Origin of the sequence: Streptomyces sp. ADMS (genome assembly GCF_033441795.1) — a bacterium.
Taxonomy (GTDB): Bacteria; Actinomycetota; Actinomycetes; order Streptomycetales; family Streptomycetaceae; genus Streptomyces.
Genome location: NZ_JAVFVX010000004.1, coordinates 30989 through 56818 on the forward strand (window position 1 = coordinate 30989; position 25830 = coordinate 56818).

Annotated in this window: 23 protein-coding genes; 22 read left to right on the plus strand and 1 reads right to left on the minus strand. The window is 69.7% G+C overall.

Translation table 11 applies throughout. The features are described 5' to 3' along the window. Positions 1-17 precede the first annotated feature (17 nt). From RB628_RS02680 to nusB, 16 genes are all read left to right on the plus strand, one after another. Complete coding sequence (locus tag RB628_RS02680) at positions 18-677, plus strand: vitamin K epoxide reductase family protein (RefSeq protein ID WP_318318610.1); 660 nt, start codon at positions 18-20, stop codon at positions 675-677. Positions 678-722: 45 nt separating this feature from the next. After that, positions 723-2078: a replication-associated recombination protein A gene (locus RB628_RS02685; RefSeq protein ID WP_318318611.1), complete on the plus strand. Its 1356-nt coding sequence runs from the start codon at positions 723-725 to the stop codon at positions 2076-2078. A gap of 299 nt (positions 2079-2377) precedes the next feature. Beyond that, complete coding sequence (gene rpsD / locus RB628_RS02690) at positions 2378-2992, plus strand: 30S ribosomal protein S4 (RefSeq protein ID WP_318318612.1); 615 nt, start codon at positions 2378-2380, stop codon at positions 2990-2992. A 251-nt stretch (positions 2993-3243) separates the two neighbouring features. Beyond that, positions 3244-3690, plus strand: coding sequence for a DUF948 domain-containing protein (locus tag RB628_RS02695; protein ID WP_318318613.1), 447 nt, complete (start codon positions 3244-3246; stop codon positions 3688-3690). Between the two features lie 8 nt (positions 3691-3698). Beyond that, positions 3699-4058 carry a hypothetical protein gene (locus RB628_RS02700; RefSeq protein WP_318318614.1) on the plus strand — a complete coding sequence of 120 codons (360 nt, stop codon included), beginning with the start codon at positions 3699-3701 and terminating at the stop codon, positions 4056-4058. Beyond that, positions 4058-6730, plus strand: a complete 2673-nt coding sequence (gene alaS / locus RB628_RS02705) for an alanine--tRNA ligase (RefSeq protein WP_318318615.1) — start codon at positions 4058-4060, stop codon at positions 6728-6730. The genes RB628_RS02700 and alaS overlap by 1 nt, the downstream gene beginning before the upstream one ends. Positions 6731-6747: 17 nt before the next feature. Continuing rightward, positions 6748-7212, plus strand: coding sequence for a Holliday junction resolvase RuvX (ruvX, locus tag RB628_RS02710; RefSeq protein WP_318318710.1), 465 nt, complete (start codon positions 6748-6750; stop codon positions 7210-7212). Between the two features lie 125 nt (positions 7213-7337). Next, positions 7338-9098 (plus strand): endolytic transglycosylase MltG, encoded by a 1761-nt coding sequence (gene mltG, locus RB628_RS02715; protein ID WP_318318616.1) that lies wholly within the window; start codon positions 7338-7340, stop codon positions 9096-9098. Next, positions 9079-9918 carry a shikimate dehydrogenase gene (locus RB628_RS02720; RefSeq protein WP_318318617.1) on the plus strand — a complete coding sequence of 280 codons (840 nt, stop codon included), beginning with the start codon at positions 9079-9081 and terminating at the stop codon, positions 9916-9918. The genes mltG and RB628_RS02720 overlap by 20 nt, the downstream gene beginning before the upstream one ends. A 166-nt stretch (positions 9919-10084) precedes the next feature. Then, a complete protein-coding gene (gene aroC / locus RB628_RS02725) occupies positions 10085-11269 on the plus strand; it encodes a chorismate synthase (protein ID WP_318318618.1) in 1185 nt (394 codons plus the stop codon). A gap of 29 nt (positions 11270-11298) precedes the next feature. Continuing rightward, complete coding sequence (locus tag RB628_RS02730) at positions 11299-11781, plus strand: shikimate kinase (protein ID WP_318318711.1); 483 nt, start codon at positions 11299-11301, stop codon at positions 11779-11781. Continuing rightward, positions 11778-12872: a 3-dehydroquinate synthase gene (gene aroB / locus RB628_RS02735; protein ID WP_318318619.1), complete on the plus strand. Its 1095-nt coding sequence runs from the start codon at positions 11778-11780 to the stop codon at positions 12870-12872. Before RB628_RS02730 ends, aroB begins: the two co-directional genes overlap by 4 nt. 165 nt (positions 12873-13037) lie before the next feature. Further along, positions 13038-13922, plus strand: coding sequence for a Pro-rich N-terminal domain-containing protein (locus tag RB628_RS02740; protein ID WP_318318620.1), 885 nt, complete (start codon positions 13038-13040; stop codon positions 13920-13922). A 720-nt stretch (positions 13923-14642) separates the two neighbouring features. Beyond that, positions 14643-15752 (plus strand): aminopeptidase P family protein, encoded by a 1110-nt coding sequence (locus RB628_RS02745; protein ID WP_318318621.1) that lies wholly within the window; start codon positions 14643-14645, stop codon positions 15750-15752. Between the two features lie 59 nt (positions 15753-15811). Beyond that, on the plus strand, positions 15812-16378 hold the full coding sequence (gene efp, locus RB628_RS02750; protein WP_053744664.1) for an elongation factor P: 567 nt from the start codon (positions 15812-15814) through the stop codon (positions 16376-16378). Between the two features lie 2 nt (positions 16379-16380). Then, on the plus strand, positions 16381-16815 hold the full coding sequence (nusB, locus tag RB628_RS02755; RefSeq protein WP_318318622.1) for a transcription antitermination factor NusB: 435 nt from the start codon (positions 16381-16383) through the stop codon (positions 16813-16815). A gap of 226 nt (positions 16816-17041) precedes the next feature. Here the strand turns inward: nusB and bldD are convergent, their stop codons facing one another. Then, positions 17042-17542, minus strand: coding sequence for a transcriptional regulator BldD (gene bldD / locus RB628_RS02760; protein WP_003956405.1), 501 nt, complete (start codon positions 17540-17542; stop codon positions 17042-17044). Positions 17543-17807: 265 nt separating this feature from the next. Between bldD and pyrR the strand changes: the two genes are divergently transcribed. The 6 genes from pyrR (at position 17808) to carB (ending at position 25769) form a co-directional block, all read left to right on the plus strand. Next, on the plus strand, positions 17808-18389 hold the full coding sequence (gene pyrR / locus RB628_RS02765) for a bifunctional pyr operon transcriptional regulator/uracil phosphoribosyltransferase PyrR (RefSeq protein WP_189146201.1): 582 nt from the start codon (positions 17808-17810) through the stop codon (positions 18387-18389). A gap of 89 nt (positions 18390-18478) precedes the next feature. Then, entirely contained in the window at positions 18479-19456 is a 978-nt protein-coding gene (locus tag RB628_RS02770; protein ID WP_318318623.1) for an aspartate carbamoyltransferase catalytic subunit, read from the plus strand. A gap of 5 nt (positions 19457-19461) precedes the next feature. Further along, positions 19462-20748, plus strand: coding sequence for a dihydroorotase (locus RB628_RS02775; protein WP_318318624.1), 1287 nt, complete (start codon positions 19462-19464; stop codon positions 20746-20748). Next, positions 20745-21329, plus strand: coding sequence for a hypothetical protein (locus RB628_RS02780; RefSeq protein WP_318318625.1), 585 nt, complete (start codon positions 20745-20747; stop codon positions 21327-21329). Before RB628_RS02775 ends, RB628_RS02780 begins: the two co-directional genes overlap by 4 nt. Beyond that, complete coding sequence (gene carA, locus RB628_RS02785; protein WP_318318627.1) at positions 21326-22468, plus strand: glutamine-hydrolyzing carbamoyl-phosphate synthase small subunit; 1143 nt, start codon at positions 21326-21328, stop codon at positions 22466-22468. Before RB628_RS02780 ends, carA begins: the two co-directional genes overlap by 4 nt. After that, the gene (carB, locus tag RB628_RS02790) at positions 22461-25769 is read left to right on the plus strand and encodes a carbamoyl-phosphate synthase large subunit (protein ID WP_318318628.1); all 3309 of its coding nucleotides are present in this window, start codon (positions 22461-22463) and stop codon (positions 25767-25769) included. Before carA ends, carB begins: the two co-directional genes overlap by 8 nt. Positions 25770-25830: the final 61 nt, after the last annotated feature.

Sequence of the window (25830 nt, forward strand, 5' to 3'; positions counted from 1 at the left end):
AGTAACGGAACGGCGTGATGACCAAGACGACAGTGATGAAGGACGGCGTCTCCACCGACCAGCCCGAGCCCCCTGCCGAGGCCTCGCGCGCCGTGGGCGGCAGTCGTGCGTTCGCCGTGATGCTGTTGCTCACCGGCGCGGCCGGACTGCTGGCGGCGTGGGTCATCACGATCGACAAGTTCAAGCTGCTGGAAGCCAAGGTCGAGGGCAAGACGTTCACGCCCGGCTGCAGCCTCAACCCCGTGGTGTCCTGCGGCAGCGTGATGGAGAGCAAGCAGGCCGCCGCCTTCGGGTTCCCGAACCCGATGCTCGGCCTTGTCGCCTACGGCATCGTCATCTGCGTCGGCATGAGCCTGCTCGGCCGGGCCCGCTTCCCACGCTGGTACTGGCTCACCCTCAACGCGGGCACCCTCTTCGGTGTCGGATTCTGCACCTGGCTGCAGTTCCAGTCCCTGTACCGGATCAACGCGCTGTGCCTGTGGTGCTCCCTGGCCTGGGTCGCGACGATCATCATGTTCTGGTACGTGACCTCGTTCAACGTGAGGAACGGCTTCATCCCGGCGCCGAACTGGCTGAAGAGCTTCTTCGGCGAGTTCACCTGGGTCGTGCCCGTCCTGCACATCGGCATCATCGGGATGCTGATCCTGACGCGCTGGTGGGACTTCTGGACCAGCTGACAGCGCCCGCAGGCATTGTCAGTGGTGTGACATAGGGTTTCGGACGTGGAGCCCGACCTGTTCACCGCCGCAGCAGAAGCACGCCAGGAGAAGGACCCGTCCAGCAGCCCCCTGGCCGTGCGGATGCGCCCTCGCGTCCTCGACGAGGTCGTGGGCCAGCAGCATCTGCTGAAGCCGGGCTCACCGTTGCGCAGACTCGTCGGCGAGAGCGCGGGCGGACCGGCGGGACCGTCGTCCGTGATCCTCTGGGGCCCGCCCGGCACCGGAAAGACCACGCTTGCGTATGTCGTCTCCAAGGCCACCGACAAGCGCTTCGTCGAGCTGTCGGCGATCACCGCGGGTGTCAAGGAGGTCCGCGCGGTCATCGACGGGGCCCGCCGTGCCACCGGCGGCTTCGGCAAGGAGACCGTCCTCTTCCTCGACGAGATCCACCGCTTCAGCAAGGCCCAGCAGGACTCCCTGCTCCCAGCCGTCGAGAACCGCTGGGTGACCCTGATCGCGGCGACCACGGAGAACCCGTACTTCTCGGTGATCTCGCCCCTCCTCTCCCGCTCCCTCCTCCTCACTCTCGAACCCCTCACCGACGACGACCTGCGTGGCCTCCTGCGCCGCGCGCTCACCGACGAGCGCGGCCTCAAGAGCGCCGTCACCCTCCCCGAGGACACCGAGGGACACCTGCTGCGGATCGCCGGCGGAGACGCCCGCCGGGCCCTGACCGCCCTGGAGGCCGCCGCCGGAGCCGCGCTCGACAAGGGCGACGCGGAGATCACCCTCCAGACCCTGGAGGAGACCGTCGACCGGGCGGCCGTGAAGTACGACCGTGACGGCGACCAGCACTACGACGTGGCCAGCGCGCTCATCAAGTCCATCCGGGGCTCCGACGTCGACGCGGCCCTGCACTACCTCGCCCGCATGATCGAGGCCGGCGAGGACCCCCGCTTCATCGCCCGCCGTCTGATGATCTCCGCCAGCGAGGACATCGGCCTCGCCGACCCGAACGCCCTGCCGACAGCCGTCGCCGCCGCGCAGGCCGTCGCCATGATCGGCTTTCCGGAGGCCGCCCTCACCCTCAGCCACGCCACCATCGCCCTCGCCCTGGCACCCAAGTCCAACGCCGCGACCATGGCGATCGGCGCCGCCATGGAGGACGTACGCAAAGGCCATGCGGGACCCGTGCCGATGCACCTGCGCGACGGGCACTACAAGGGCGCCGCCAAGCTCGGCCACGCGCAGGGGTACGTGTACCCGCACGACCTGTCCGAGGGAATCGCCGAGCAGCAGTACGCCCCGGAGGAGCTCAAGGACCGTACGTACTACGAACCGACCCGGCACGGAGCCGAGGCCCGGTACGCGGACGCGGTCGAGTGGACCAGGAAACACCTCGGTCGCAAGCGGTCCTGAGCACGCTGTAGAATCCTGCGCAGTGCTGCGTCCCGTGTCCGGCTTCGGTCGGCGCCTCAGGCGGGACAATCAGCCGGATCTTTTGATCCAGGAGCGTCGCGCACCTTCGTAGGTGTCGCGGGCAGCCCACCACCACCCGGGTTCCGGGAACGGTCGGTGGGCCGTTCGTGTGCTGCACGTATGTGCCCAGCACAGGGGAACGGCTGCCTGGCAAGTCCCTCGTGGACCTGTCGGGAATCCCCGGCTGCGGATGCGACCTCCCGTAACCCTGAGGCAGCCGAAGAAGAAAAGGAAAAGAAGTGGCTAACCAGCCCCGCCCCAAGGTCAAGAAGTCGCGTGCCCTCGGCATCGCGCTGACCCCGAAGGCCGTCAAGTACTTCGAGGCCCGTCCCTACCCGCCCGGTGAGCACGGTCGTGGCCGCAAGCAGAACTCGGACTACAAGGTCCGTCTGCTGGAGAAGCAGCGTCTGCGCGCGCAGTACGACGTGTCCGAGCGCCAGCTCGTCCGCGCCTACGAGCGTGCCGCCAAGACGCAGGGCAAGACCGGTGAGGCCCTGGTCATCGAGCTGGAGCGTCGTCTCGACGCCCTGGTTCTGCGTTCGGGCATCGCCCGTACGATCTACCAGGCCCGCCAGATGGTCGTCCACGGCCACATCGAGGTCAACGGCCAGAAGGTCGACAAGCCGTCGTTCCGTGTCCGTCCCGACGACGTCGTGATGGTCCGCGAGCGCAGCCGCAGCAAGACGCTGTTCGAGGTCTCCCGCGCCGGTGGCTTCGCCCCCGACGGCGAGACCCCGCGCTACCTCCAGGTGAACCTCGGCGCCCTGGCATTCCGCCTGGACCGCGAGCCGAACCGCAAGGAGATCCCGGTGATCTGCGACGAGCAGCTCGTCGTCGAGTACTACGCCCGCTGATCCAGCGGTCGCAGCACCAGGCATCACCGGCTTCGCGCCTCGGCCCGTCGTTTCCCCGCCCTCACCGGCGGGGGAGCGGCGGGCTTTCGCGTACGACCTCGGTCGCCTGCAACCGCCGTCCCGGCAAGCCCCGTCCGGTGCGGAGAGCCACCTCCGGCGCGATAGGGTCGGGGGCGGCTTTCGAAGTATCCAGAACCAAGTGAAGTACCCCCAGAACTCAGTTGATCTACGAGCGCAGAGAGCGGTGCGGTGTGACCGGTGGAGAGGTTGCCGGGATCCTGGTGGCCGTCTTCTGGGCGATCCTGGTCTCCTTCCTCGCCGTGGCGCTGGTGAGGCTGGCCCAGACGCTCAGGGCGACCACCAAGCTGGTCGCGGAGGTGACGGAGCAGGCCGTGCCGCTGCTGGCCGACGCCTCCCAGGCCGTGCGCTCCGCGCAGACGCAGATCGACCGGGTGGACGCCATCGCCACCGACGTCCAGGAGGTCACCTCCAACGCGTCGGCGCTGTCCACGACCGTCGCCTCGACCTTCGGCGGCCCGCTCGTCAAGGTCGCCGCGTTCGGATACGGCGTACGCCGGGCGATGAGCCGCACCAGGACCGACGAGGCGCCAGAGCCCCGGCGGGCCCGGCGCACGGTCATCGTCGGCCGCACCGTACCGGGCCCGAAGGGCCAAAAGCGCCGCAGGCAGAAGGGCTGAACCCCGCGATGTTCCGCCGTACGTTCTGGTTCACCACGGGTGCCGCGGCCGGTGTGTGGGCCACCACCAAGGTCAACCGCAAGCTCCGGCAGCTGACCCCCGAGCACCTTGCCGCACAGGCCGCCAACAAGGCGATCGAGGCCGGCCACCGGGTCAGGGACTTCGCACTGGACGTGCGGGCCGGGATGGTCCAGCGCGAGGCCGAACTGGGAGAGGCCCTCGGGATCGCCGAATCCCCGGGCCGCGGCCTGCCCCCGCGACGGCGGCTCGCCGCCCTCGACCGCGGGGCGGAAAACCAGAAGCACGATGAGAAGCACTACGGGATGCTGGACAACACGCACCCGTACAACCGGAATGAGGACCACTGATGGAGTCGGCTGAAATTCGTCGCCGCTGGCTGAGCTTCTTCGAGGAGCGCGGTCACACCGTCGTCCCTTCGGCGTCGCTCATCGCGGACGACCCGACTCTCCTCCTGGTCAACGCCGGCATGGTCCCGTTCAAGCCGTACTTCCTCGGTGAGACGAAGCCGCCCGCCCCGCGCGCCACCAGCGTGCAGAAGTGCGTGCGTACGCCCGACATCGAAGAGGTCGGCAAGACCACCCGGCACGGCACGTTCTTCCAGATGTGCGGCAACTTCTCCTTCGGGGACTACTTCAAGGAAGGAGCCATCAAGTACGCCTGGGACCTGCTCACCAACTCCGTCGCGGACGGTGGCTACGGCCTTGAGCCCGAGAAGCTCTGGATCACCGTCTACCTCGACGACGACGAGGCCGAGCAGATCTGGCGCGAGCGGATCGGCGTCCCGGCCGAGCGCATCCAGCGCCTGGGCAAGAAGGACAACTTCTGGTCCATGGGCGTCCCCGGCCCGTGCGGACCCTGCTCCGAGATCAACTACGACCGCGGCCCCGAGTTCGGCGTCGAGGGCGGCCCGGCCGTCAACGACGAGCGGTACGTGGAGATCTGGAACCTGGTCTTCATGCAGTACGAGCGCGGGGCCGGCGACGGCAAGGAGGACTTCCCGATCCTCGGCGACCTGCCGTCGCAGAACATCGACACCGGTCTCGGCCTCGAACGGCTCGCCATGATCCTGCAGGGCGTACAGAACATGTACGAGACCGACACCCTGCGCGTCGTCATGGACAAGGCCACCGAGCTGACCGGCGTGCGCTACGGCGAGAAGCACGACTCCGACGTCTCCATGCGCGTGGTCGCCGACCACATCCGTACGTCCGTCATGCTCATCGGTGACGGCGTCACGCCCGGCAACGAAGGGCGCGGTTACGTGCTGCGCCGCATCATGCGGCGCGCCATCCGTAACATGCGTCTGATGGGTGCCTCCGGACCGGTCGTCGCCGATCTCGTCGACGTCGTCATCAAGACGATGGGCCAGCAGTACCCGGAGCTCATCACCGACCGCAGGCGCATCGAGACCGTGGCCCTCGCCGAGGAGGCCGCCTTCCTCAAGGCTCTCAAGGGCGGCACCAACATCCTCGACACCGCCGTCACGGAGACCAAGGCCGCCGGCGGCGGGATCCTGTCCGGCGACAAGGCCTTCCTGCTCCATGACACCTGGGGCTTCCCGATCGACCTCACCCTCGAAATGGCCGCCGAACAGGGCCTTTCCGTGGACGAGGACGGCTTCCGGCGCCTGATGAAGGAGCAGCGGGAGCGCGCCAAGGCCGACGCCAAGGCCAAGAAGACCGGCCACGCCGACCTGGGTGCCTACCGTGAGATCGCCGACGCCGCCGGCGAGACCGAGTTCGTCGGATACGACCGCACCGAGGGCGAGTCGACGGTCGTCGGCATCCTCGTCGACGGTGTCGCCTCCCCGGCCGCCACCGAGGGCGACGAGGTCGAGATCGTCCTCGACCGCACCCCGTTCTACGCCGAGGGCGGCGGCCAGATCGGCGACACCGGCCGTATCAGGATCGACACCGGTGCCGTCATCGAGATCCGCGACTGCCAGAAGCCGGTGCCCGGCGTGTACGTCCACAAGGGCGTCGTCCAGGTCGGCGAGGTGACCGTGGGTGCCAAGGCCCAGGCCGCCATCGACGTGCGCCGCCGCAAGGCCATCGCCCGCGCCCACTCGGCCACCCACCTCACCCACCAGGCCCTGCGCGACGCCCTCGGCCCGACGGCCGCCCAGGCCGGTTCCGAGAATCAGCCGGGCCGCTTCCGCTTCGACTTCGGCTCCCCGTCCGCCGTACCGACGGCCGTGATGACAGACGTCGAGCAGCAGATCAACGAGGTGCTCGCCCGCGACCTGGACGTGCGCGCCGAGATCCTCAGCCTCGACGAGGCCAGGAAGCAGGGCGCCATCGCCGAGTTCGGCGAGAAGTACGGCGAGCGCGTGCGCGTTGTGACGATCGGCGACTTCTCCAAGGAGCTGTGCGGCGGCACGCACGTCCACAACACCGCCCAGCTCGGCCTGGTCAAGCTGCTCGGCGAGTCGTCCATCGGTTCGGGTGTCCGGCGTATCGAGGCCCTGGTCGGCGTCGACGCCTACAATTTCCTGGCCCGGGAACACACGGTCGTCGCCCAGCTCCAGGAGCTGGTCAAGGGCCGCCCGGAGGAGCTTCCTGAGAAGGTCTCCGCCATGCTCGGCAAGCTCAAGGACGCCGAGAAGGAGATCGAGAAGTTCCGCGCCGAGAAGGTCCTCCAGGCCGCCGCCGGTCTCGCCAAGGGCGCCAAGGACGTACGCGGTGTCGCGCTCGTCACCGGCCAGGTCCCGGACGGCACGACCCCGGACGACCTGCGCAGGCTGGTCCTCGACGTGCGCGGACGCATCCCCGGTGACCGGGCCGCCGTGGTCGCCCTGTTCACCGTGGCCAACGGCAAGCCGCTGACGGTCATCGCCACCAACGAGGCCGCCCGCGAGCGCGGTCTCAAGGCCGGCGACCTGGTCCGTACGGCCGCCAAGACCCTCGGCGGCGGCGGTGGCGGCAAGCCGGACGTCGCTCAGGGAGGTGGCCAGAATCCGGCCGCCGTCGGCGAGGCTGTCGACGCCGTCGAGCGCCTTGTGGCGGAAACGGCCAAGTGAGCGGCGACGACAACGCCATGCGCCGCGGCCGCCGGCTCGCGGTCGACGTCGGGGACGCCCGGATCGGGGTCGCCTCGTGCGACCCCGACGGGATCCTCGCCACTCCGGTGGAAACAGTTCCGGGGAGGGACGTTCCCGCAGCTCAGCGCAGGTTGAAGCAGCTCGTCGACGAGTACGAACCCATCGAGGTCGTCGTCGGCCTCCCTCGCTCCCTCAAGGGGGGCGAGGGCCCCGCCGCCGTGAAGGTCCGCGGCTTCGCCCAGCAATTGGCCGGCCTGATCGCGCCAATCCCGGTGCGTCTGGTGGACGAGCGCATGACGACGGTGACGGCCAGTCAGGGACTGCGCGCATCGGGCGTGAAATCGAAAAAGGGCAGATCGGTCATTGACCAGGCCGCAGCCGTGATCATCCTGCAGCAGGCCCTGGAATCCGAACGGGTGTCAGGTAAAGCACCCGGCGAGTACGTCGAAGTGGTCATCTGATCGCGATACGGTAACGTTCCGCGCGATTGTGGCTCTGTTCGAACAGTGGCCGCACAGTAAGAGGCGGAACGGTAGCGGTGATGTGGGCGCCGCGTGATCGGCCGCCTCGCGGCTCTAGGGGATCGATGACTGAGTATGGCCGGGGCCCAGGCTCCGAACCGTGGCATCCGGAGGACCCGTTGTACGGGGACGGCGGATGGGAAGGACAGCAGGCCCAGGCCGACCAGTCCACCTACGGCGGCCAGCCGCAGCACTACCCGCAGCAGTCGCAGTACGGCGACTGGGGCACCGACGGCCAGCAGGCTGCCTACGGTCAGGCGCAGCAGCAGTACCCCCATCAGCAGCAGTACCAGCAGCAGGCTCAGCATCAGCAGTACCATCAGCAGGCCCAGCAACCGCACTACCCGCAGCAGTACGGTGAGCAGGCCCATCAGCAGTACGTCGACCAGGGGCAGCAGCAGTACGCGGGTGGCGGCTGGGACGCCGGTCCGCAGGCGCAGGTCCCGTACACTGCGGATCCCACGGACCCATACTCTCAGCAGGCCGCCGGGTACGGGGGCGAGCAGCCCGACTACTACGGCACGCCTGACGCGTATCCGCCGCCGGAGCCGCCTGCCAGGCGCCGTGCGGAGCCCGAGCCGGAACCGCCGCAGACCGGTTGGGACCCTGGTCCCGACCAGGGTGAGCACGCCTTCTTCGCGGGCGGCGACGATGACGATGACGGCGAGGCCGACGACGAGGCGGGGGGACGTCGGGGTCGCGGCGACCGGAAGGACCGGGGTGGCGGGAAGGGCGGCAAGAGCAAGAAGGGCCGCAGCGGAACCGCCTGCCTGGTGGTCGTCCTGGTGTTCGGCGGTGGCATCGCCGGAATCGGGTATTACGGGTACCAGTTCTACCAAAATCGTTTCGGCGCGGCTCCCGACTACGCGGGCGACGGCACGAGCGCGACGGTGACCGTGGAGATCCCCAAGGGCGCGGGCGGATACGCCATCGGCCAGGCGCTGAAAGAGAAAGGTGTCGTCAAGAGCGTCGACGCCTTTGTGGCCGCCCAGTCGGAGAATCCGGAAGGGAAGACAATCCAGGCCGGTGTCTATGTCCTGAACAAGGAAATGTCCGCCAAGAGCGCCGTCACGATGATGCTCGACCCCAAGAGCCAGAACAATCTGATTGTCGCTCCCGGGCAGCGCAACATCCAGGTCTACGCGGCGATCGACAAACAGCTCGGGCTTTCCGCCGGCACCACGAGAAAGGTTGCCGAGAAAGACTACAAGACCCTTGGTCTGCCGGACTGGGCGAACGACAACAAGGACATCAAGGACCCGCTGGAAGGTTTCCTGTACCCGGCGACCTATCCCGCCGCCAAGGGCATGAAGCCCGCGGAAGTCCTGAAGGAAATGGTCACGCTGGCCGCCGCCAAGTACGAGGCGCTCGATCTCGAAGCCGAGGCCAAGGCGCTCGACCTCGACAGTCCGTTGCAGCTCCTCACGGTCGCGAGCCTTGTCGAGGCAGAGGGGAAGACCAGCGACGACTATCGCAAGATGGCCGAGGTGGTCTACAACCGTCTCGATCTCGCGAACCCCGAAACCTACGGCTTCCTGCAGTTCGACTCGACCTTCAACTATGCGAAGAACGAGAGCGAAATCGAGATCAGCGAGTCGGAGATCAACAGCAACAAGGACCCGTACAACACGTACACCAACAAGGGTCTGCCACCCGGTCCGATCGGAAACCCGGGTGAGGTGGCGATCAAGGCGACGCTGAATCCGACCGACGAGGGCTGGTACTACTTCGTGGCGACCGACGGCGTGAGCAAGACCGAATTCGCCAAGACGCACGCGGAATTCCAGAAGCTCAAGGACAAGTTCAATGAGAGTACGGGCAGCTGACGCCCGCCGGGCCGCGGTGCTCGGTTCCCCCATCGCCCATTCCCTCTCCCCGGTGCTGCACCGCGCGGCGTACGCGGAACTGGGGCTGACCGACTGGACGTACGACCGCTTCGAGGTCGACGAGGCGGCACTGCCGGGGTTCCTGGGCGGGCTCGGGCGCGAGTGGGCGGGGCTGTCGCTCACCATGCCGCTGAAGCGGGCGGTCATTCCGCTGCTCGACGAGGTGAGCGAGACGGCCGCGTCGGTCGAGGCCGTGAACACCGTCGTGTTCGGCGCGGACGGGCGGTGCGTCGGCGACAACACCGACATCCCCGGGATCGTGGGGGCCCTGCGTGAGCACGGCATCGAACAGGTCGACTCCGCCGCGATCCTCGGGGCCGGCGCCACCGCCTCCTCCGCGCTCGCCGCGCTGGCCCGGATCTGCACCGGCGAGGTCGTCGTGTACGTCCGCAGCGAGGCCCGGGCCGCCGAGATGCGGGAGTGGGGTGAGCGCCTCGACATCGAGGTCCGTACGGCTGACTGGGCGGACGCGGCCCGGGCGCTGCACGCCCCGCTGGTGATCGCCACCACCCCGGCGGGTGCGACGGACGTTCTGTCCGGGGCCGTCCCGGAACGGCCCGCGACCCTCTTCGACGTGCTCTACCACCCCTGGCCGACCGATCTGGCGGCGCGCTGGTCGGCGTACGGCGGGGCGGTCGTCAGCGGACTCGACCTGCTCGTGCACCAGGCGGTGCTTCAGGTGGAACAGATGACCGGGTGCGCACCCGGGCCGCTGGGCGCCATGCGCAGGGCGGGCGAGAAGGCGCTGGCCGACCGCTGACCCGGTGCCGTTCCGCGTCCGTCTACTGGACCGCCGATCAGGCATTCCGCCCGGACGTGGGAGGATCGGGGTGGCGGGCCAGGGCCGCGCACCCGGTCACGCCGTCGCCGTACGCGAGAACACGCGTACGCAGGGCAGTACCAGGGCGCGAGCATGAGGAGCACCGTTGAGCAGGTTGCGCTGGCTGACCGCGGGGGAGTCCCACGGTCCCGCACTCGTCGCGACGCTGGAGGGTCTTCCCGCCGGCGTGCCCATCACCACGGAGCTGGTGGCGGACCACCTGGCGAGGCGTCGGCTCGGCTATGGGCGCGGTGCCCGGATGAAGTTCGAGCGGGACGAGGTCACCTTTCTCGGCGGTGTCCGGCACGGTCTGTCGATGGGCTCGCCGGTCGCGGTGATGGTCGGCAACACCGAGTGGCCGAAGTGGGAGCAGGTGATGGCCGCCGACCCGGTGGATCCGGAGATCCTGGCCGGGCTGGCCCGTAACGCCCCGCTGACCCGTCCCCGCCCCGGCCACGCCGATCTCGCGGGCATGCAGAAGTACGGTTTCGACGAAGCCCGCCCGATCCTGGAGCGGGCCTCCGCGCGGGAGACGGCGGCGCGGGTGGCGCTCGGCGCCGTGGCCCGGTCGTTTCTGAAGGCCGCGGCGGGCATCGAGATCGTCTCGCATGTCGTCGAGCTGGCTGCGGCGAAGGCACCCTACGGCGTGTACCCCAAGCCCTCCGATGTGGAGCGGCTGGACGCGGACCCGGTGCGCTGCCTGGACGCGGACGCGTCGAAGGCGATGGTCGCGGAGATCGACCAGGCCCACAAGGACGGCGACACCCTGGGCGGTGTCGTCGAGGTGCTGGCGTACGGGGTACCGGTCGGCCTGGGCTCGCATGTGCACTGGGACCGGCGCCTGGACGCCCGGCTGGCCGCCGCGCTGATGGGTATCCAGGCCATCAAGGGTGTCGAGGTCGGTGACGGCTTCGGCCTCGCGCGCGTGCCCGGCTCGAAGGCGCACGACGAGATCGTGCCCACCGACGACGGCATCCGGCGCGCCACCGGCCGTTCCGGCGGCACCGAGGGTGGCCTGTCGACGGGTGAGCTGCTGCGGGTGCGGGCGGCGATGAAGCCGATCGCGACCGTGCCGCGCGCCCTGCAGACCGTCGACGTGGTCACCGGCGAGGCGACCCAGGCCCACCACCAGCGCTCCGACGTGTGTGCCGTCCCGGCGGCCGGCATCGTCGCCGAGGCGATGGTGGCCCTCGTCCTGGCCGACGCGGTCGTGGAGAAGTTCGGCGGCGACAGCGTGCCCGAGACCCGCCGCAATGTGGAGTCCTACCTCGAACACCTGATCGTCCGGTGAGCGCGGTGCAGATTGTGCTGGTCGGGCCGATGGGAGTCGGCAAGTCAACCGTCGGACGGCTGCTGGCCGAGCGGCTCGGCTGCTCGTACCGGGACACGGACGACGACATCGTCGCCGAGCAGGGCCGTACGATCGCCGACATCTTCGTCGACGAGGGTGAACCTGCCTTCCGGGTCGTCGAGAAGCAGGCGGTCCAGCGGGCGCTGGCCGACCACGAGGGCGTCCTCGCCCTCGGCGGCGGCTCGATCCTCGACGAGGACACCCGCAGGCAGCTGGCCGGTCACCGGGTGGTCTACCTCTCGATGGACGTCGAGGAAGCGGTCCGGCGAACCGGCCTGAACGCGGCCCGCCCCCTGCTCGCGGTCAACCCGCGCAAGCAGTGGCGGGAGCTGATGGAGGCCCGCCGCCATCTGTACACGGAGGTCGCCCTGGCCGTCGTACCCACCGATGGCCGTACCCCCGAAGAGGTCACCCAAGCCGTTCTGGACGCACTGGAGTTGAAGTCAGCATGAGCAGCGAGGCAGTGACCCGGATCCAGGTCGGCGGCACCGCGGGCAGTGACCCCTACGAGGTCCTCATCGGGCGCCAACTCCTGGAGGAGCTGGGCGGGTTGATCGGGCCCCGGACCAAGCGGGTCGCAATGATCCACCCCGAGGCGCTCGCCGAGACGGGTGAGGCGCTGCGCGCCGACCTGGCCGGCCAGGGCTTCGAGACGGTCGCCATCCAGGTCCCGAACGCGGAGGAGGCCAAGACCGCGGAGGTTGCCGCCTACTGCTGGAAGGCGCTGGGCCAGTCCGGCTTCACCCGCACCGACGTCATCGTCGGTGTCGGCGGCGGGGCGACCACCGACTTGGCCGGGTTCGTGGCCGCGACCTGGCTGCGCGGGGTGCGCTGGATCGCGATCCCGACCACGGTGCTGGCGATGGTGGACGCGGCGGTCGGCGGCAAGACCGGCATCAACACCGCCGAGGGCAAGAACCTCGTCGGCTCCTTCCATCCGCCCGCCGGAGTGCTCTGCGACCTCGCGGCGCTGGACTCGCTCCCGGTCAACGACTACGTGTCCGGGCTCGCGGAGATCATCAAGGCCGGTTTCATCGCCGACCCGGCGATCCTGGAGCTGATCGAGGCCGACCCGCAGGCCGCCCGCAGCCCGGCCGGTCCGCACACCGCCGAGCTGATCGAGCGGTCGATCAAGGTGAAGGCGGAGGTCGTCTCCTCGGACCTCAGGGAGTCGGGCCTGCGGGAGATCCTCAACTACGGGCACACGCTCGCCCATGCCATCGAGAAGAACGAGCGCTACCAGTGGCGGCACGGCGCGGCCGTCTCTGTCGGCATGCACTTCGCGGCCGAACTGGGACGCCTCGCGGGCCGGTTGGACGACGCGACGGCCGACCGGCACCGCACGGTCCTGGAGTCCGTCGGACTGCCGCTGCACTACCGCTACGACCAGTGGCCCAAGCTGCTGGAGACGATGAAGGTCGACAAGAAGTCGCGGGGCGACCTGCTGCGGTTCATCGTCCTGGACGGACTGGCCAAACCGACCGTCCTGGAGGGACCCGACCCGGCCGTCCTCCTCGCAGCCTACGGCGAAGTGGGGCAGTAGCTCCCCGCTCGGGCGCTTGGCCCGATTCGCCTGTGGCGACGGGCACTTCGGGCCGTTCCGGGCCGTTCACCAAACGGCGTCCCGGGACGGTACCGTTCGGTGGCAGACGGGGTTCGTGCCCCGCCGGCCAGCGCCAGTCGCCTGTACGAGATGGAGTGGCACCGGATGCAGCACGCAGTGGGGTCTCCGCTGCCGCCGCCCCACCAGCCGGGGCAGGGACCGGCCGCCGACTGGTCGTCGGCCGCACCACACGCGGGGCAGCAACACCCGGGCGCGTACCCGGGTTCGGCACCCCCGAGTCTGCCGCAGGCCCCCGTCTACACCGGGGGAGCGACTTCGGGACCGGGGCCGCAGGCGCATGCGCATCCGCCCGTCCCCCAGCATGCCCCGGTGCCGCCGACACCGGACACCACCGGCCATGTGCAGCTCCCGCAGGGCGACTTCGTCACCATGCCGGGCCCGCCGCCCGCCACGGGCCCCGCCGACCCGGCCTCCGCGCCCCTCGCCGTGCTGCTGATCGGCCCTGCGGGCGCCGGTAAGACCAGCGTCGCGAAGTACTGGGCGGACCATCGCCGGGTGCCCACCGCGCACATCAGCCTCGATGACGTACGCGAATGGGTGCGTTCGGGCTTCGCCGACCCGCAGTCGGGGTGGAACGACCACTCCGAGGCGCAGTACCGCCTTGCCCGCCGCACCTGTGGCTTCGCCGCGCGCAACTTTCTGGCCAACGGCATCTCGTGCATCCTCGACGACGCGGTCTTTCCCGACCGCCCGGTCGTCGGCCTCGGCGGCTGGAAGCGGCATGTGGGACCCGGTCTGCTGCCGGTCGTGCTGCTGCCCGGCCTGGAGATCGTCCTGGAGCGCAACGCCGAGCGCTCCGGCAACCGCCGCCTCACCGACGAGGAAGTCGCCCGCATCCACGGCCGGATGGCGGGCTGGTACGGCTCCGGCCTTCCGATCATCGACAACTCCCAGCTCGACGTACCGGCGACGGCGCAGGTCCTGGACGAGGTCCTCGCACGACTGCTGGCCAGCCCGCCCAAGTGGTAGCCGGCGACGGTCGTCCGGAAGCGGGGCAGAATACGTCCGCCGGCGTCCGTCCGCCCGCCGGGCACCGACCGACGGCCGCCCCGGCGCGGACCCCGCCCTCCAGGCCCCGCCCCCGTTCCTTCGCCGCCCCAGACCGCCTGACCCGCCGTAGGGGCCGGGAGACGGCAGGCTGGGCCGAACGGGTGGCCCGGCCGAGTCCGGCCGGTCGTCCGCCCGACGACCGACGGGCGGGCTCTTGGCCAAGCCAGGCGGTGCACCGGCCCTTTGAGGGCGGTTTGCCGTCCTGGTGAGGCCTGGGTTCGCGCTGCCGTCGGATGGAGCGAAGGCCGCGTGCGGGCGGTTCGACGTTCCGGTGGGGCGTGGTTGGTGCTGGTGGCTGTGGTGTTCGGCTGTGTGGCCTCGGGTGCCCGAGTGCGGGCGGTTCTCTGTTCCGGTGGTGCCCGGTTGGTGCTGGTGCTGGTCGCTGTGGTGTTCGGCTGTATGGCCCTGGGCGCAGGACGCGCGGGCGGCTCCCCGGCCCGGTGGACCCTCGTTGGTGCTGGTGCTGGTGCTTGTTGCAGTGGTGATCAGCTGCACGGCCTGTGGGGACCGGCGCGCGGGCGCCTGGGCGTCCGTGCCCGGTCCCGTCTCCAGCGCGCCCTCGTGGGCCTCCCCGCCCCGCACCGCCCGGTCGGCTCTCTCCGACCGGCGGCAATCCGGCAGCGCTCTTACGCTCGGGGCATGTCAGAGGTGTACGCGGCGCGCAGAGCGCGGCTTCGGGAACGGTGTCACGCGGGCGGCAGTGCGGGGGCGCTGGTGTCCCGGCCCGCCAATGTGCGGTATCTCGCGGGTGCGGCCCCGCAGGGAGCCGTACTGCTGCTGGGAAAGCGTGAGGACCTGCTCGTGTGTGCGGGGCCCGAGGACGACCGGCCCGCCGTGGGCGGGCGTCCGGACGAGGCCCTGCGCGTGCACGCGCTGTCCGCGTCCGCCGGTGATCCGGCCGTCGCGGCCGCGGATCTCGCCGCCGCTCAGGGGGCCGAGTCCCTGGCCGTCGAGGAGCACCACCTGACCGTCGCCCGGCACCGGGCCATCGGCTCGGTCGCGCCCCGCCTGCGCCTCGCCGACCTCGGCGGCGCCGTCGAGCAGCTCCGGGTGGTCAAGGACGAGGAGGAGATCGCCTGTCTGCGGATCGGCGCGGAGATCGCCGACCAGGCGCTCGGCGAACTCCTCGAGTCCATCCTCGTCGGGCGTACGGAGAGACATCTCGCCCTCGAACTGGAGCGGCGGCTCGTCGATCACGGAGCCGACGGGCCGGCCTTCGCGACTGCCGTCGCCACCGGGCCCCACTCCGGCCGCCGGGGGCATCGGCCCACCGATCGCCGGGTGGAAGAGGGAGACTTCCTGTCCGTCTGTCTGGGCGCCGTCTATCGCGGATACCGCTGTGAGATCGGCCGCACGTTCGTCATCGGAACCTCGCCGGCCGACTGGCAGATCGAGCTGTACGACCTCGTCTTCGCAGCTCAGCGCGCGGGCCGAGAGGCCCTGGTGCCCGGTGCCGCCTACCGTGACGTGGACCGCGCGGCACGGCAGGTACTGGACTCCGCGGGCTACGCCGACCGCCTTCCGGAACTCACCGGACACGGTGTCGGACTCGAAATCGACGAGGACCCGCAGCTCGCCCCCGCGGCCATGGGTAAACTGGACGCTTGCGTGCCGGTCACCGTCGAACCGGGAGTCCACCTTCCGGGCCGGGGCGGTGTCCGGATCGATGACACGCTCGTCGTACGCCCTGAGGCGGACGGCGGACCCGAGCTACTCACCATCACGACCAAGGAACTGCTCGCGCTCTAGCTTCGAGCTGTCGCGTCTGCCCCGGGGTCGTCCACGTCAGTCCAGGAGATTCCGCAACCGTGGCTTCCACGAACGACCTCAAGAACGGCCTGGTGCTCAAGCTCGACGGGGGCCAGCTCTGGTCCGTCGTCGAGTTCCAGCACGTAAAGCCCGGCAAGGGCCCGGCCTTCGTGCGCACCAAGCTCAAGAACGTGCTCTCCGGCAAGGTCGTCGACAAGACGTTCAACGCCGGCGTCAAGGTCGAGACGGCCACTGTCGACAAGCGCGACATGCAGTTCTCCTACATGGACGGCGAGTACTTCGTCTTCATGGACATGGAGACGTACGACCAGCTCATGGTTGACCGCAAGGCCGTCGCCGACGCAGCCAACTTCCTGATCGAGGGCTTCACCGCCACGGTCGCGCAGCACGAGGGCGAGGTGCTCTTCGTCGAGCTGCCGGCCGCCGTCGAGCTCGTCGTCCAGGAGACCGAGCCGGGCGTCCAGGGCGACCGCTCCACGGGCGGCACCAAGCCGGCCACGCTGGAGACGGGTCACCAGATCCAGGTCCCGCTCTTCATCACCACCGGTGAGAAGATCAAGGTCGACACCCGTACGAGCGACTACCTCGGCCGGGTGAACAGCTAACCGTGGCTGCCCGCAACACGGCCCGCAAGCGTGCCTTCCAGATCCTCTTCGAGGGCGACCAGCGCGGGGCCGATGTCCAGACGGTCCTCGGGGACTGGATCCGGCTCTCCCGGGCCGACACCCGCCAGCCCCCGGTCAGCGAGTACACGATGCAGCTCGTCGAGGGGTACGCGCAGCACGCCAGGCGCATCGACGAGCTGATCGCGCAGTACTCGGTCGGCTGGACGCTCGACAGGATGCCGGTCGTGGACCGTAACATCCTGCGCCTCGGTGCCTACGAGCTGATCTGGGTCGACGAGACCCCGGACGCCGTCGTTCTCGACGAGATGGTGCAGCTGGCCAAGGAGTTCTCCACGGACGAGTCGCCCTCGTTCGTCAACGGGCTCCTCGGCCGGTTCAAGGACCTGAAGCCCTCGCTGCGCCGCGACGAGGTCTGAGCCAGCACTCAGGGCGTCGGGCCGTACGAACGCCGGTGGGCCCCAGCGACACACTGCTGGGGCCCACCGGCGTTCGCGTGGCCAGGAAGGCACTGGGGCGTCCCGGGGTGTCGGCTGCACCCATGAGGCTTCCGAAGCCCGTAGAACGCGGCCGGGGTGGCCGGAACCCATGAGTTCCGGCCACCCCGGCGGCACGTTTCTGCTCAACGGCTGAAAGCCGTCTGGTTCAGCTCTCCTCGTGGGAGACGGCGCGGCGCGCGTCCGCGTCCAGGACGCCCCAGCTGATCAGCTGCTCGGTCAGGACCGAGGGCGACTGGTCGTAGATGACGGCGAGCGTGCGCAGGTCGTCCTGGCGGATCGACAGCACCTTGCCGTTGTAGTCGCCGCGCTGGGACTGGATCGTCGCGGCGTAGCGCTGCAGAGGGCCCGCCTTCTCGGCCGGCACATGGGCCAGTCGCTCAAGGTCGAGGACGAGCTTCGGCGGCGGCTCGGCTGCCCCGCCCGGCGTGGTGCCCGGCAGCAGCTCCTGCACGGGAACCCCGTAGAAATCCGCCAGCTCGGCGAGGCGCTGCACGGTCACGGCACGATCGCCGCGCTCGTAAGAACCGACCACGACCGCCTTCCAGCGTCCCTGGGACTTCTCCTCGACACCGTGGAGGGAAAGGCCCTGCTGGGTGCGGATCGCCCGGAGCTTGGCCCCGAGCTGTTTGGCGTATTCGCTGGACATATAGCTCCCGGACACAGTGTCGACGTGCGGACGAGCCGCGCGGCTGGTGACTCACTGTGAGGTTACGCAGCGTTACTCTTTCCCGTCAAGCCGAACCGGGTGGCCCGCCCCCCACGCGGTGCGCGAGGTGCGGTTACGCCGGTCGGGTGACGTGTGACGCCGGTCGGGTGATCAGGCGTGTTGCGCGGGCTGGTACCGTGGATGGCGCAATTCCGACGTCCTTTAATGATCCGTCCTGTGAGGCGGGGAAGGAGGTCCGTTTCGTATGGACTCAGAGCAGGACAAGCAGCAGTACGAGGCCGACGCACGGCCCGTTCTGGAAGCCCCCGACATCGCGCGGGTGCTGACCCGCATCGCCCACGAGATCGTCGAACGCGCCAAGGGCGCCGACGACGTGGTGCTCCTCGGCATTCCGACCCGGGGCGTCTTCCTCGCCCAGCGGCTCGCCGCCAAACTGGCGGAGATCACCGACCGCAAGATCCCGGTCGGCTCGCTCGACATCACCATGTACCGCGACGACCTGCGTATGCACCCGCCGCGCGCGCTGGCCCGCACCGACATCCCCGGTGACGGCCTCGACGGCAGACTGGTCGTACTCGTCGACGACGTGCTCTTCTCCGGCCGCACCATCCGCGCCGCTCTCGACGCCCTCAACGACCTCGGGCGCCCGCGCGCCGTGCAGCTCGCGGTCCTCGTCGACCGCGGACACCGCGAACTGCCCATCCGCGCCGACTACGTCGGCAAGAACCTCCCCACGTCGCTGCGGGAGACGGTCAAGGTCCAGCTCGCCGAGGAGGACGGTCGGGACACCGTGCTGCTCGGTGTGAAGCAGACCGCCCAGCAGTAGCACGCGCGCGTGCGGCCCCGCGCCGTACGTCCCCCCGCGATGCCCCTGTCTGCCCGGAATCTCCTGAACTTCCTTACGGAGCCTGAAAGATGCAGCGTCATCTCATCTCGGCCGCCGACCTCACCCGCGACGACGCCGTCCTGATCCTCGACACCGCCGAGGAGATGGCCCGGGTCGCCGACCGGCCGATCAAGAAACTGCCGACCCTGCGCGGCCGTACCGTCGTCAACCTCTTCTTCGAGGACTCGACGCGGACCCGGATCTCCTTCGAGGCCGCCGAGAAGCGCCTGTCCGCGGACGTCATCAACTTCACCGCCAAGGGGTCGAGCGTCTCCAAGGGCGAGTCCCTCAAGGACACCGCCCAGACCCTCGAAGCCATGGGCGTCGACGCGGTCGTCATCCGGCACGGTGCCTCCGGGGCCCCGTACCGGCTCGCCACCTCCGGCTGGATCGACGCGGTCGTCATCAACGCCGGTGACGGCACCCACCAGCACCCCACACAGGCCCTGCTCGACGCCTTCACCATGCGGCGCCGGCTGGTCGGCCGGGACGCGGGCATCGGCCAGGACCTCGCCGGCAAGCGCATCACTCTGGTCGGCGACATCCTGCACAGCCGCGTCGCCCGCTCCAACGTCGACCTGCTGCACACCCTCGGCGCCGAGGTCACCCTCGTCGCGCCGCCGACCCTGGTGCCGGTCGGTGTGGAGGCCTGGCCCTGCGAGGTGTCGTACGAACTGGACAGCACCCTTCCGAAGTCCGACGCGGTGATGCTGCTGCGTGTGCAGCGCGAGCGCATGAACGCCGCGTTCTTCCCGACCGAGCGCGAGTACTCGCGGCGCTACGGCCTCGACGGCGACCGCATGGCGCGGATGCCGGAGCACGCCATCGTGATGCACCCCGGGCCGATGGTCCGCGGTATGGAGATCACCGCCGAGGTCGCCGACTCCGAGCGCTGCACGGCGATCGAGCAGGTCACCAACGGTGTCTCCATCCGGATGGCCGTGCTCTATCTGCTGCTCGGCGGCAACGAACCCGCCGTCACCCACACCCGTACCGAGGAGAAGTAAGACACATGAGCAAGATCCTTATTCGTGGTGCGCGGGTGCTCGGCGGCGAGCCGCAGGACGTCCTGATCGACGGCGGGACCATCGCCGCCGTCGGTGCCGGCCTGTCCGCCGAGGGGGCCGAGGTCGTCGAGGCGGAGGGGAAGGTGCTTCTGCCGGGACTCGTCGACCTGCACACGCATCTGCGTGAGCCGGGGCGCGAGGACTCCGAGACCGTGCTGACCGGGACCAGGGCGGCGGCGAGCGGCGGTTACACGGCCGTGTTCGCCATGGCCAACACCTTCCCGGTCGCCGACACGGCCGGTGTGGTCGAGCAGGTCTGGCGAATGGGCCGGGAGCACGGCTACTGCGACGTGCAGCCCATCGGCGCGGTGACCGTCGGCCTGGACGGCAGGAAGCTCGCCGAGCTGGGCGCCATGCACGAGTCGGCGGCCGGTGTCACCGTCTTCTCCGACGACGGCAAGTGCGTCGACGACGCCGTGATCATGCGGCGGGCGCTGGAGTACGTGAAGGCCTTCGGCGGGGTCGTGGCCCAGCACGCGCAGGAGCCGCGGCTTACCGAGGGCGCCCAGATGAACGAGGGCGTCGTGTCGGCGGAACTGGGGCTCGGGGGCTGGCCCGCCGTCGCCGAGGAGTCGGTCATCGCGCGCGATGTGCTGCTCGCCGAGCACGTCGGCTCCCGCGTCCACATCTGCCACCTGTCGACCGCCGGCTCCGTCGAGATCGTCCGCTGGGCCAAGTCCCGGGGCATCGACGTCACCGCCGAGGTGACCCCGCACCACCTCCTCCTCACCGACGAGCTGGTCCGGACGTACAACCCCGTGTACAAGGTCAACCCGCCGCTGCGCACCGAGCGCGATGTGCTGGCCCTGCGCGAGGCGCTCGCGGACGGCACGATCGACATCGTCGCCACCGACCACGCCCCGCACCCGCACGAGGACAAGGACTGCGAGTGGGCCGCCGCCGCCATGGGCATGGTCGGCCTGGAGACCGCGTTGTCAGTGGTCCAGGAGACGATGGTGGACACCGGACTGCTGGACTGGGCGACCGTCGCCGACCGTATGTCCTTCGCCCCCGCGCGCATCGGGCGGGCGACGGGCCACGGACGCCCCGTCTCGGCAGGTGAGCCCGCCAACCTCACGCTCGTCGACACGGCATACCGTGGGTCCGTGGACCCCGCGGGCTTCGCCTCCCGCAGCCGCAACACCCCGTACGAGGGCCGTGAGCTGCCGGGCCGTGTCACGCACACGTGGCTCCGGGGCAAGGCCACGCTCGTCGACGGGAAGCTCGCGTGACATCACTGCCGCATCTGACGTACGTAGCCGCCGAACAGAAGTCGGCGGAGGTGACCGACTGGGCCGCCCGTGTGGGCTGGCTGGTCGGGCTCGCGCTCTTCGTCGCGCTCATCTACTGGCTGATGCGCGAGGGCTGGAAGTGGCGCGGCACGCTCCAGGGCGACCTGCCCGAGCTGCCCGTCGTGCCGGACGAGCCCGGTGCGGCGAGACTGACTGTGCTGTCGATGAGTGGGCGCTACCACGGCTCCACCACCGCGGGGCAGTGGCTCGACCGCATCGTGGCGCACGGCCTCGGCACCCGCAGCCGGGTCGAGCTGACGCTGACGGACGCGGGACTGGACGTCGTACGCCCCGGGGCGGCCGACTTCTTCGTCCCCCTGGAGGCCCTTCGCGAGGCCCGGCTCGACAAGGGCATCGCGGGCAAGGTCCTCACCGAGGGCGGCCTGCTGGTCGTCACCTGGGCGCACGGCGACCGGCTGATCGACTCGGGATTCCGCTCCGACGCCGCGGCCGGGCACAACGAGTGGGTCAAGACCCTGAACCAGATGATCAACAAGACGGAAACGGAAGGCGCACGATGACGACCTCCACCCGGGGAGCCGCGAAGGCTCCCGCCGTACTCGTCCTGGAGGACGGCCGGATCTTCCGCGGCCGTGCCTACGGGGCCGTGGGGGAGACCTTCGGAGAGGCCGTCTTCTCCACCGGCATGACCGGCTACCAGGAGACCCTCACGGACCCGTCGTACCACCGCCAGGTGGTGGTCATGACCGCCCCGCACGTCGGCAACACCGGCGTCAACGACGAGGACCCCGAGTCGCGGCGGATCTGGGTCGCGGGCTACGTCGTACGGGACCCCGCGCGCGTTCCCTCCAACTGGCGCTCCCGGCGCTCCCTCGACGAGGAACTGCGCAAGCAGGGCGTGGTCGGTATCTCCGGCATCGACACGCGCGCGCTGACGCGTCATCTGCGGGAGCGCGGTGCCATGCGCGTCGGCATCTTCTCCGGCAACGCGCTGCCCGACGACGGCACGATGCTCGCCGAGGTGCGCCAGGCCCCGGAGATGAAGGGCGCCGACCTCTCGGCCGAGGTCGCCACCAAGGAGACGTACGTCGTCCCCGCGATCGGCACGAAGAAGTTCACCGTCGCCGCTGTCGACCTCGGCATCAAGGGCATGACCCCGCACCGGATGGCCGAGCGCGGCATCGAGGTGCATGTGCTGCCCGCCACGGCGACCGTGGAGGACGTGTACGCCGTGAACCCCGACGGGGTGTTCTTCTCGAACGGGCCGGGCGACCCGTCCACCGCCGACCACCCCGTCTCCGTCATGCAGTCGGTCCTGGAGCGCGGCACCCCGCTCTTCGGCATCTGCTTCGGCAACCAGATCCTGGGACGGGCGCTCGGGTTCGGCACCTACAAGCTGAAATACGGCCACCGCGGCATCAACCAGCCCGTGCAGGACCGTACGACCGGCAAGGTCGAGGTCACCGCCCACAATCACGGCTTCGCCGTGGACGCGCCGCTCGACCGGGTCTCCGAGACGCCGTTCGGGCGCGCCGAGGTATCGCACATCTGTCTGAACGACCAGGTCGTGGAAGGGCTCCAGCTGCTCGACCGGCCCGCGTTCAGCGTCCAGTACCACCCCGAGGCGGCGGCGGGCCCGCATGACGCCGCGTACCTGTTCGACCGCTTCGTCTCCCTGATGGAGGGCCAGCGTGCCTAAGCGCACCGATATCCAGTCCGTCCTGGTCATCGGCTCCGGCCCGATCGTCATCGGCCAGGCCGCCGAGTTCGACTACTCCGGCACCCAGGCGTGCCGCATCCTGCGTGCCGAGGGCCTCAGGGTCATCCTGGTCAACTCCAACCCGGCGACGATCATGACCGACCCGGAGATCGCCGACGCCACCTACGTCGAGCCGATCACCCCGGAGTTCGTCGAGAAGATCATCGCCAAGGAGCGGCCGGACGCCCTGCTGCCGACGCTCGGCGGCCAGACCGCCCTGAACACCGCGATCTCCATGCACGAGCAGGGTGTGCTGGAGAAGTACGGCGTCGAGCTGATCGGCGCCAACGTCGAGGCGATCAACAAGGGCGAGGACCGAGACCTCTTCAAGGGCGTCGTCGAGGCCGTCCGCGAGAAGATCGGGCACGGTGAGTCCGCCCGTTCCGTGATCTGCCACTCCATGGACGACGTCATCGAGGGCGTAGACACCCTCGGCGGCTACCCCGTCGTCGTCCGGCCCTCCTTCACCATGGGCGGCGCCGGCTCCGGCTTCGCCCACGACGAGGAGGAACTGCGCCGGATCGCGGGCCAGGGCCTGACCCTGTCTCCCACCACCGAGGTGCTCCTGGAGGAGTCCATCCTCGGCTGGAAGGAGTACGAGCTGGAGCTGATGCGTGACAAGCACGACAACGTGGTTGTCGTCTGTTCCATCGAGAACTTCGACCCCATGGGCGTGCACACCGGCGACTCGATCACCGTCGCACCCTCCATGACGCTGACCGACCGCGAGTACCAGCGCCTCCGTGACATCGGCATCGCGATCATCCGCGAGGTCGGGGTCGACACCGGCGGCTGCAACATCCAGTTCGCGGTCAACCCGGACGACGGCCGCATCATCGTCATCGAGATGAACCCGCGGGTGTCCCGGTCCTCGGCCCTCGCGTCGAAGGCCACCGGCTTCCCGATCGCCAAGATCGCCGCAAAGCTGGCCGTCGGCTACACCCTCGACGAGATTCCGAACGACATCACGGAGAAGACCCCGGCCTCCTTCGAACCGACGCTCGACTACGTCGTCGTGAAGGCCCCGCGATTCGCGTTCGAAAAGTTCCCGTCCGCCGATTCCACCCTCACCACGACCATGAAGTCGGTCGGCGAGGCCATGGCCATCGGCCGCAACTTCACCGAGGCCCTCCAGAAGGCGCTGCGGTCGCTGGAGAAGAAGGGCAGCCAGTTCACGTTCGTCGGCGAGCCCGGCGACAAGGCCGCGTTGCTGGCCGAGGCCGTACGGCCGACCGACGGACGCATCAACACCGTCATGCAGGCCGTCCGCGCGGGAGCCACGCCCGAGGAGGTCTTCGAGGCCACGAAGATCGACCCGTGGTTCGTCGACCAGCTGTTCCTGATCAAGGAGATCGCGGACGAGCTGACAGCGGCGGAGCGTCTGAACCCCGAACTCCTGGCGGAGGCCAAGCGGCACGGCTTCTCCGACCAGCAGATCGCCGAGATCCGGGGGCTGCGCGAGGACGTCGTGCGCGAGGTGCGCCACGCGCTGGGCGTGCGCCCGGTGTACAAGACGGTCGACACCTGCGCCGCCGAGTTCGCGGCGAGGACCCCGTACTTCTACTCCTCGTACGACGAGGAGACCGAGGTGGCGAGTCGTGAGAAGCCGGCCGTCATCATCCTCGGCTCCGGCCCCAACCGCATCGGCCAGGGCATCGAGTTCGACTACTCCTGTGTCCACGCCTCCTTCGCACTGAGCGACGCGGGCTACGAGACCGTGATGGTCAACTGCAACCCCGAGACCGTCTCCACGGACTACGACACCTCCGACCGCCTGTACTTCGAGCCACTGACCCTGGAGGACGTGCTGGAGATCGTCCACGCGGAGTCCCAGGCGGGTCCGATCGCGGGCGTGATCGTGCAGCTCGGCGGCCAGACCCCGCTGGGCCTCGCGCAGGCCCTCAAGGACAACGGCGTACCGGTCGTGGGCACCCCGCCCGAGGCCATCCACGCCGCCGAGGACCGGGGCGCCTTCGGCCGCGTCCTCGCGGAGGCCGGTCTCCCGGCCCCCAAGCACGGCACGGCGACCACCTTCGCCGAGGCCAAGGCCATCGCGGACGAGATCGGTTACCCGGTCCTCGTACGCCCGTCGTACGTCCTCGGCGGGCGTGGCATGGAGATCGTGTACGACGAGACCCGGCTGTCGTCCTACATCGCCGAGTCGACCGAGATCAGCCCCTCCAGGCCGGTCCTGGTCGACCGCTTCCTCGACGACGCGATCGAGATCGACGTCGACGCCCTGTACGACGGCGAGGAGCTGTATCTCGGCGGCGTCATGGAGCACATCGAGGAGGCCGGTATCCACTCCGGCGACTCGGCCTGCGCACTGCCCCCGATCACGCTGGGCGGCTTCGACATCAAGCGGCTGCGGACCTCGACCGAGGCCATCGCGCGCGGGGTCGGCGTCCGGGGTCTGATCAACATCCAGTTCGCGATGGCCGGCGACATCCTCTACGTCCTGGAGGCCAACCCTCGCGCGTCCCGTACGGTCCCCTTCACCTCGAAGGCGACCGCGGTGCCGCTGGCCAAGGCCGCCGCCCGGATCTCGCTCGGCGCGACCGTCGCCGAACTGCGGGCCGAGGGACTCCTTCCGGCGACCGGCGACGGCGGCGAACTGCCCCTGGACGCGCCGATCTCCGTCAAGGAGGCCGTCATGCCCTGGAACCGCTTCCGTGACACGTCCGGGCGTGGCGTCGACACGGTGCTCGGCCCGGAGATGCGGTCCACCGGAGAGGTCATGGGCATCGACTCCGTCTTCGGCACGGCGTACGCCAAGTCGCAGGCGGGGGCGTACGGCCCGCTGCCGACCAAGGGACGTGCCTTCATCTCGGTCGCCAACCGGGACAAGCGTTCGATGATCTTCCCGGCCCGTGAACTGGTCGCCCACGGCTTCGAACTGCTCGCCACCTCCGGCACGGCCGAGGTCCTCAGGCGCAACGGCCTCAACGCGAAGGTCGTCCGCAAGCAGAACGAGGGCACGGGGCCGAACGGTGAGAAGACCATCGTGCAGCTCATCCACGACGGCGAGGTCGACCTCATCGTCAACACGCCGTACGGCACCGGAGGCCGCCTCGACGGCTACGAGATCCGTACGGCGGCCGTGGCGCGGTCGGTGCCGTGCCTGACGACCGTCCAGGCGCTTGCCGCGGCCGTCCAGGGCATCGACGCTCTCAACCGCGGTGACGTGGGCGTGCGTTCACTCCAGGAACACGCCGAACATCTGATCGCGGCCCGCGACTAGCAGCCCTGAGGGGGACACCGGAAACGGTGTCCCCCTCTTCATGAGGTTCACGAGGACACCA

Excerpts from the sequence above, each read along its gene's own strand:
- RB628_RS02730 (WP_318318711.1), top strand. The coding sequence starts at position 11,299 with ATGGGAGTCGGCAAGTCAACCGTCGGACGGCTGCTGGCCGAGCGGCTC.
- RB628_RS02770 (WP_318318623.1), top strand. The coding sequence starts at position 18,479 with ATGCAGCGTCATCTCATCTCGGCCGCCGACCTCACCCGCGACGACGCC.
- RB628_RS02680 (WP_318318610.1), top strand. The coding sequence starts at position 18 with ATGACCAAGACGACAGTGATGAAGGACGGCGTCTCCACCGACCAGCCC.
- bldD (WP_003956405.1), bottom strand. The coding sequence starts at position 17,542 with ATGTCCAGCGAATACGCCAAACAGCTCGGGGCCAAGCTCCGGGCGATC.
- ruvX (WP_318318710.1), top strand. The coding sequence starts at position 6,748 with ATGCGCCGCGGCCGCCGGCTCGCGGTCGACGTCGGGGACGCCCGGATC.
- RB628_RS02740 (WP_318318620.1), top strand. The coding sequence starts at position 13,038 with ATGCAGCACGCAGTGGGGTCTCCGCTGCCGCCGCCCCACCAGCCGGGG.
- aroB (WP_318318619.1), top strand. The coding sequence starts at position 11,778 with ATGAGCAGCGAGGCAGTGACCCGGATCCAGGTCGGCGGCACCGCGGGC.
- pyrR (WP_189146201.1), top strand. The coding sequence starts at position 17,808 with ATGGACTCAGAGCAGGACAAGCAGCAGTACGAGGCCGACGCACGGCCC.
- mltG (WP_318318616.1), top strand. The coding sequence starts at position 7,338 with ATGACTGAGTATGGCCGGGGCCCAGGCTCCGAACCGTGGCATCCGGAG.
- RB628_RS02745 (WP_318318621.1), top strand. The coding sequence starts at position 14,643 with ATGTCAGAGGTGTACGCGGCGCGCAGAGCGCGGCTTCGGGAACGGTGT.
- carA (WP_318318627.1), top strand. The coding sequence starts at position 21,326 with ATGACGACCTCCACCCGGGGAGCCGCGAAGGCTCCCGCCGTACTCGTC.
- RB628_RS02700 (WP_318318614.1), top strand. The coding sequence starts at position 3,699 with ATGTTCCGCCGTACGTTCTGGTTCACCACGGGTGCCGCGGCCGGTGTG.
- RB628_RS02775 (WP_318318624.1), top strand. The coding sequence starts at position 19,462 with ATGAGCAAGATCCTTATTCGTGGTGCGCGGGTGCTCGGCGGCGAGCCG.
- alaS (WP_318318615.1), top strand. The coding sequence starts at position 4,058 with ATGGAGTCGGCTGAAATTCGTCGCCGCTGGCTGAGCTTCTTCGAGGAG.
- RB628_RS02720 (WP_318318617.1), top strand. The coding sequence starts at position 9,079 with ATGAGAGTACGGGCAGCTGACGCCCGCCGGGCCGCGGTGCTCGGTTCC.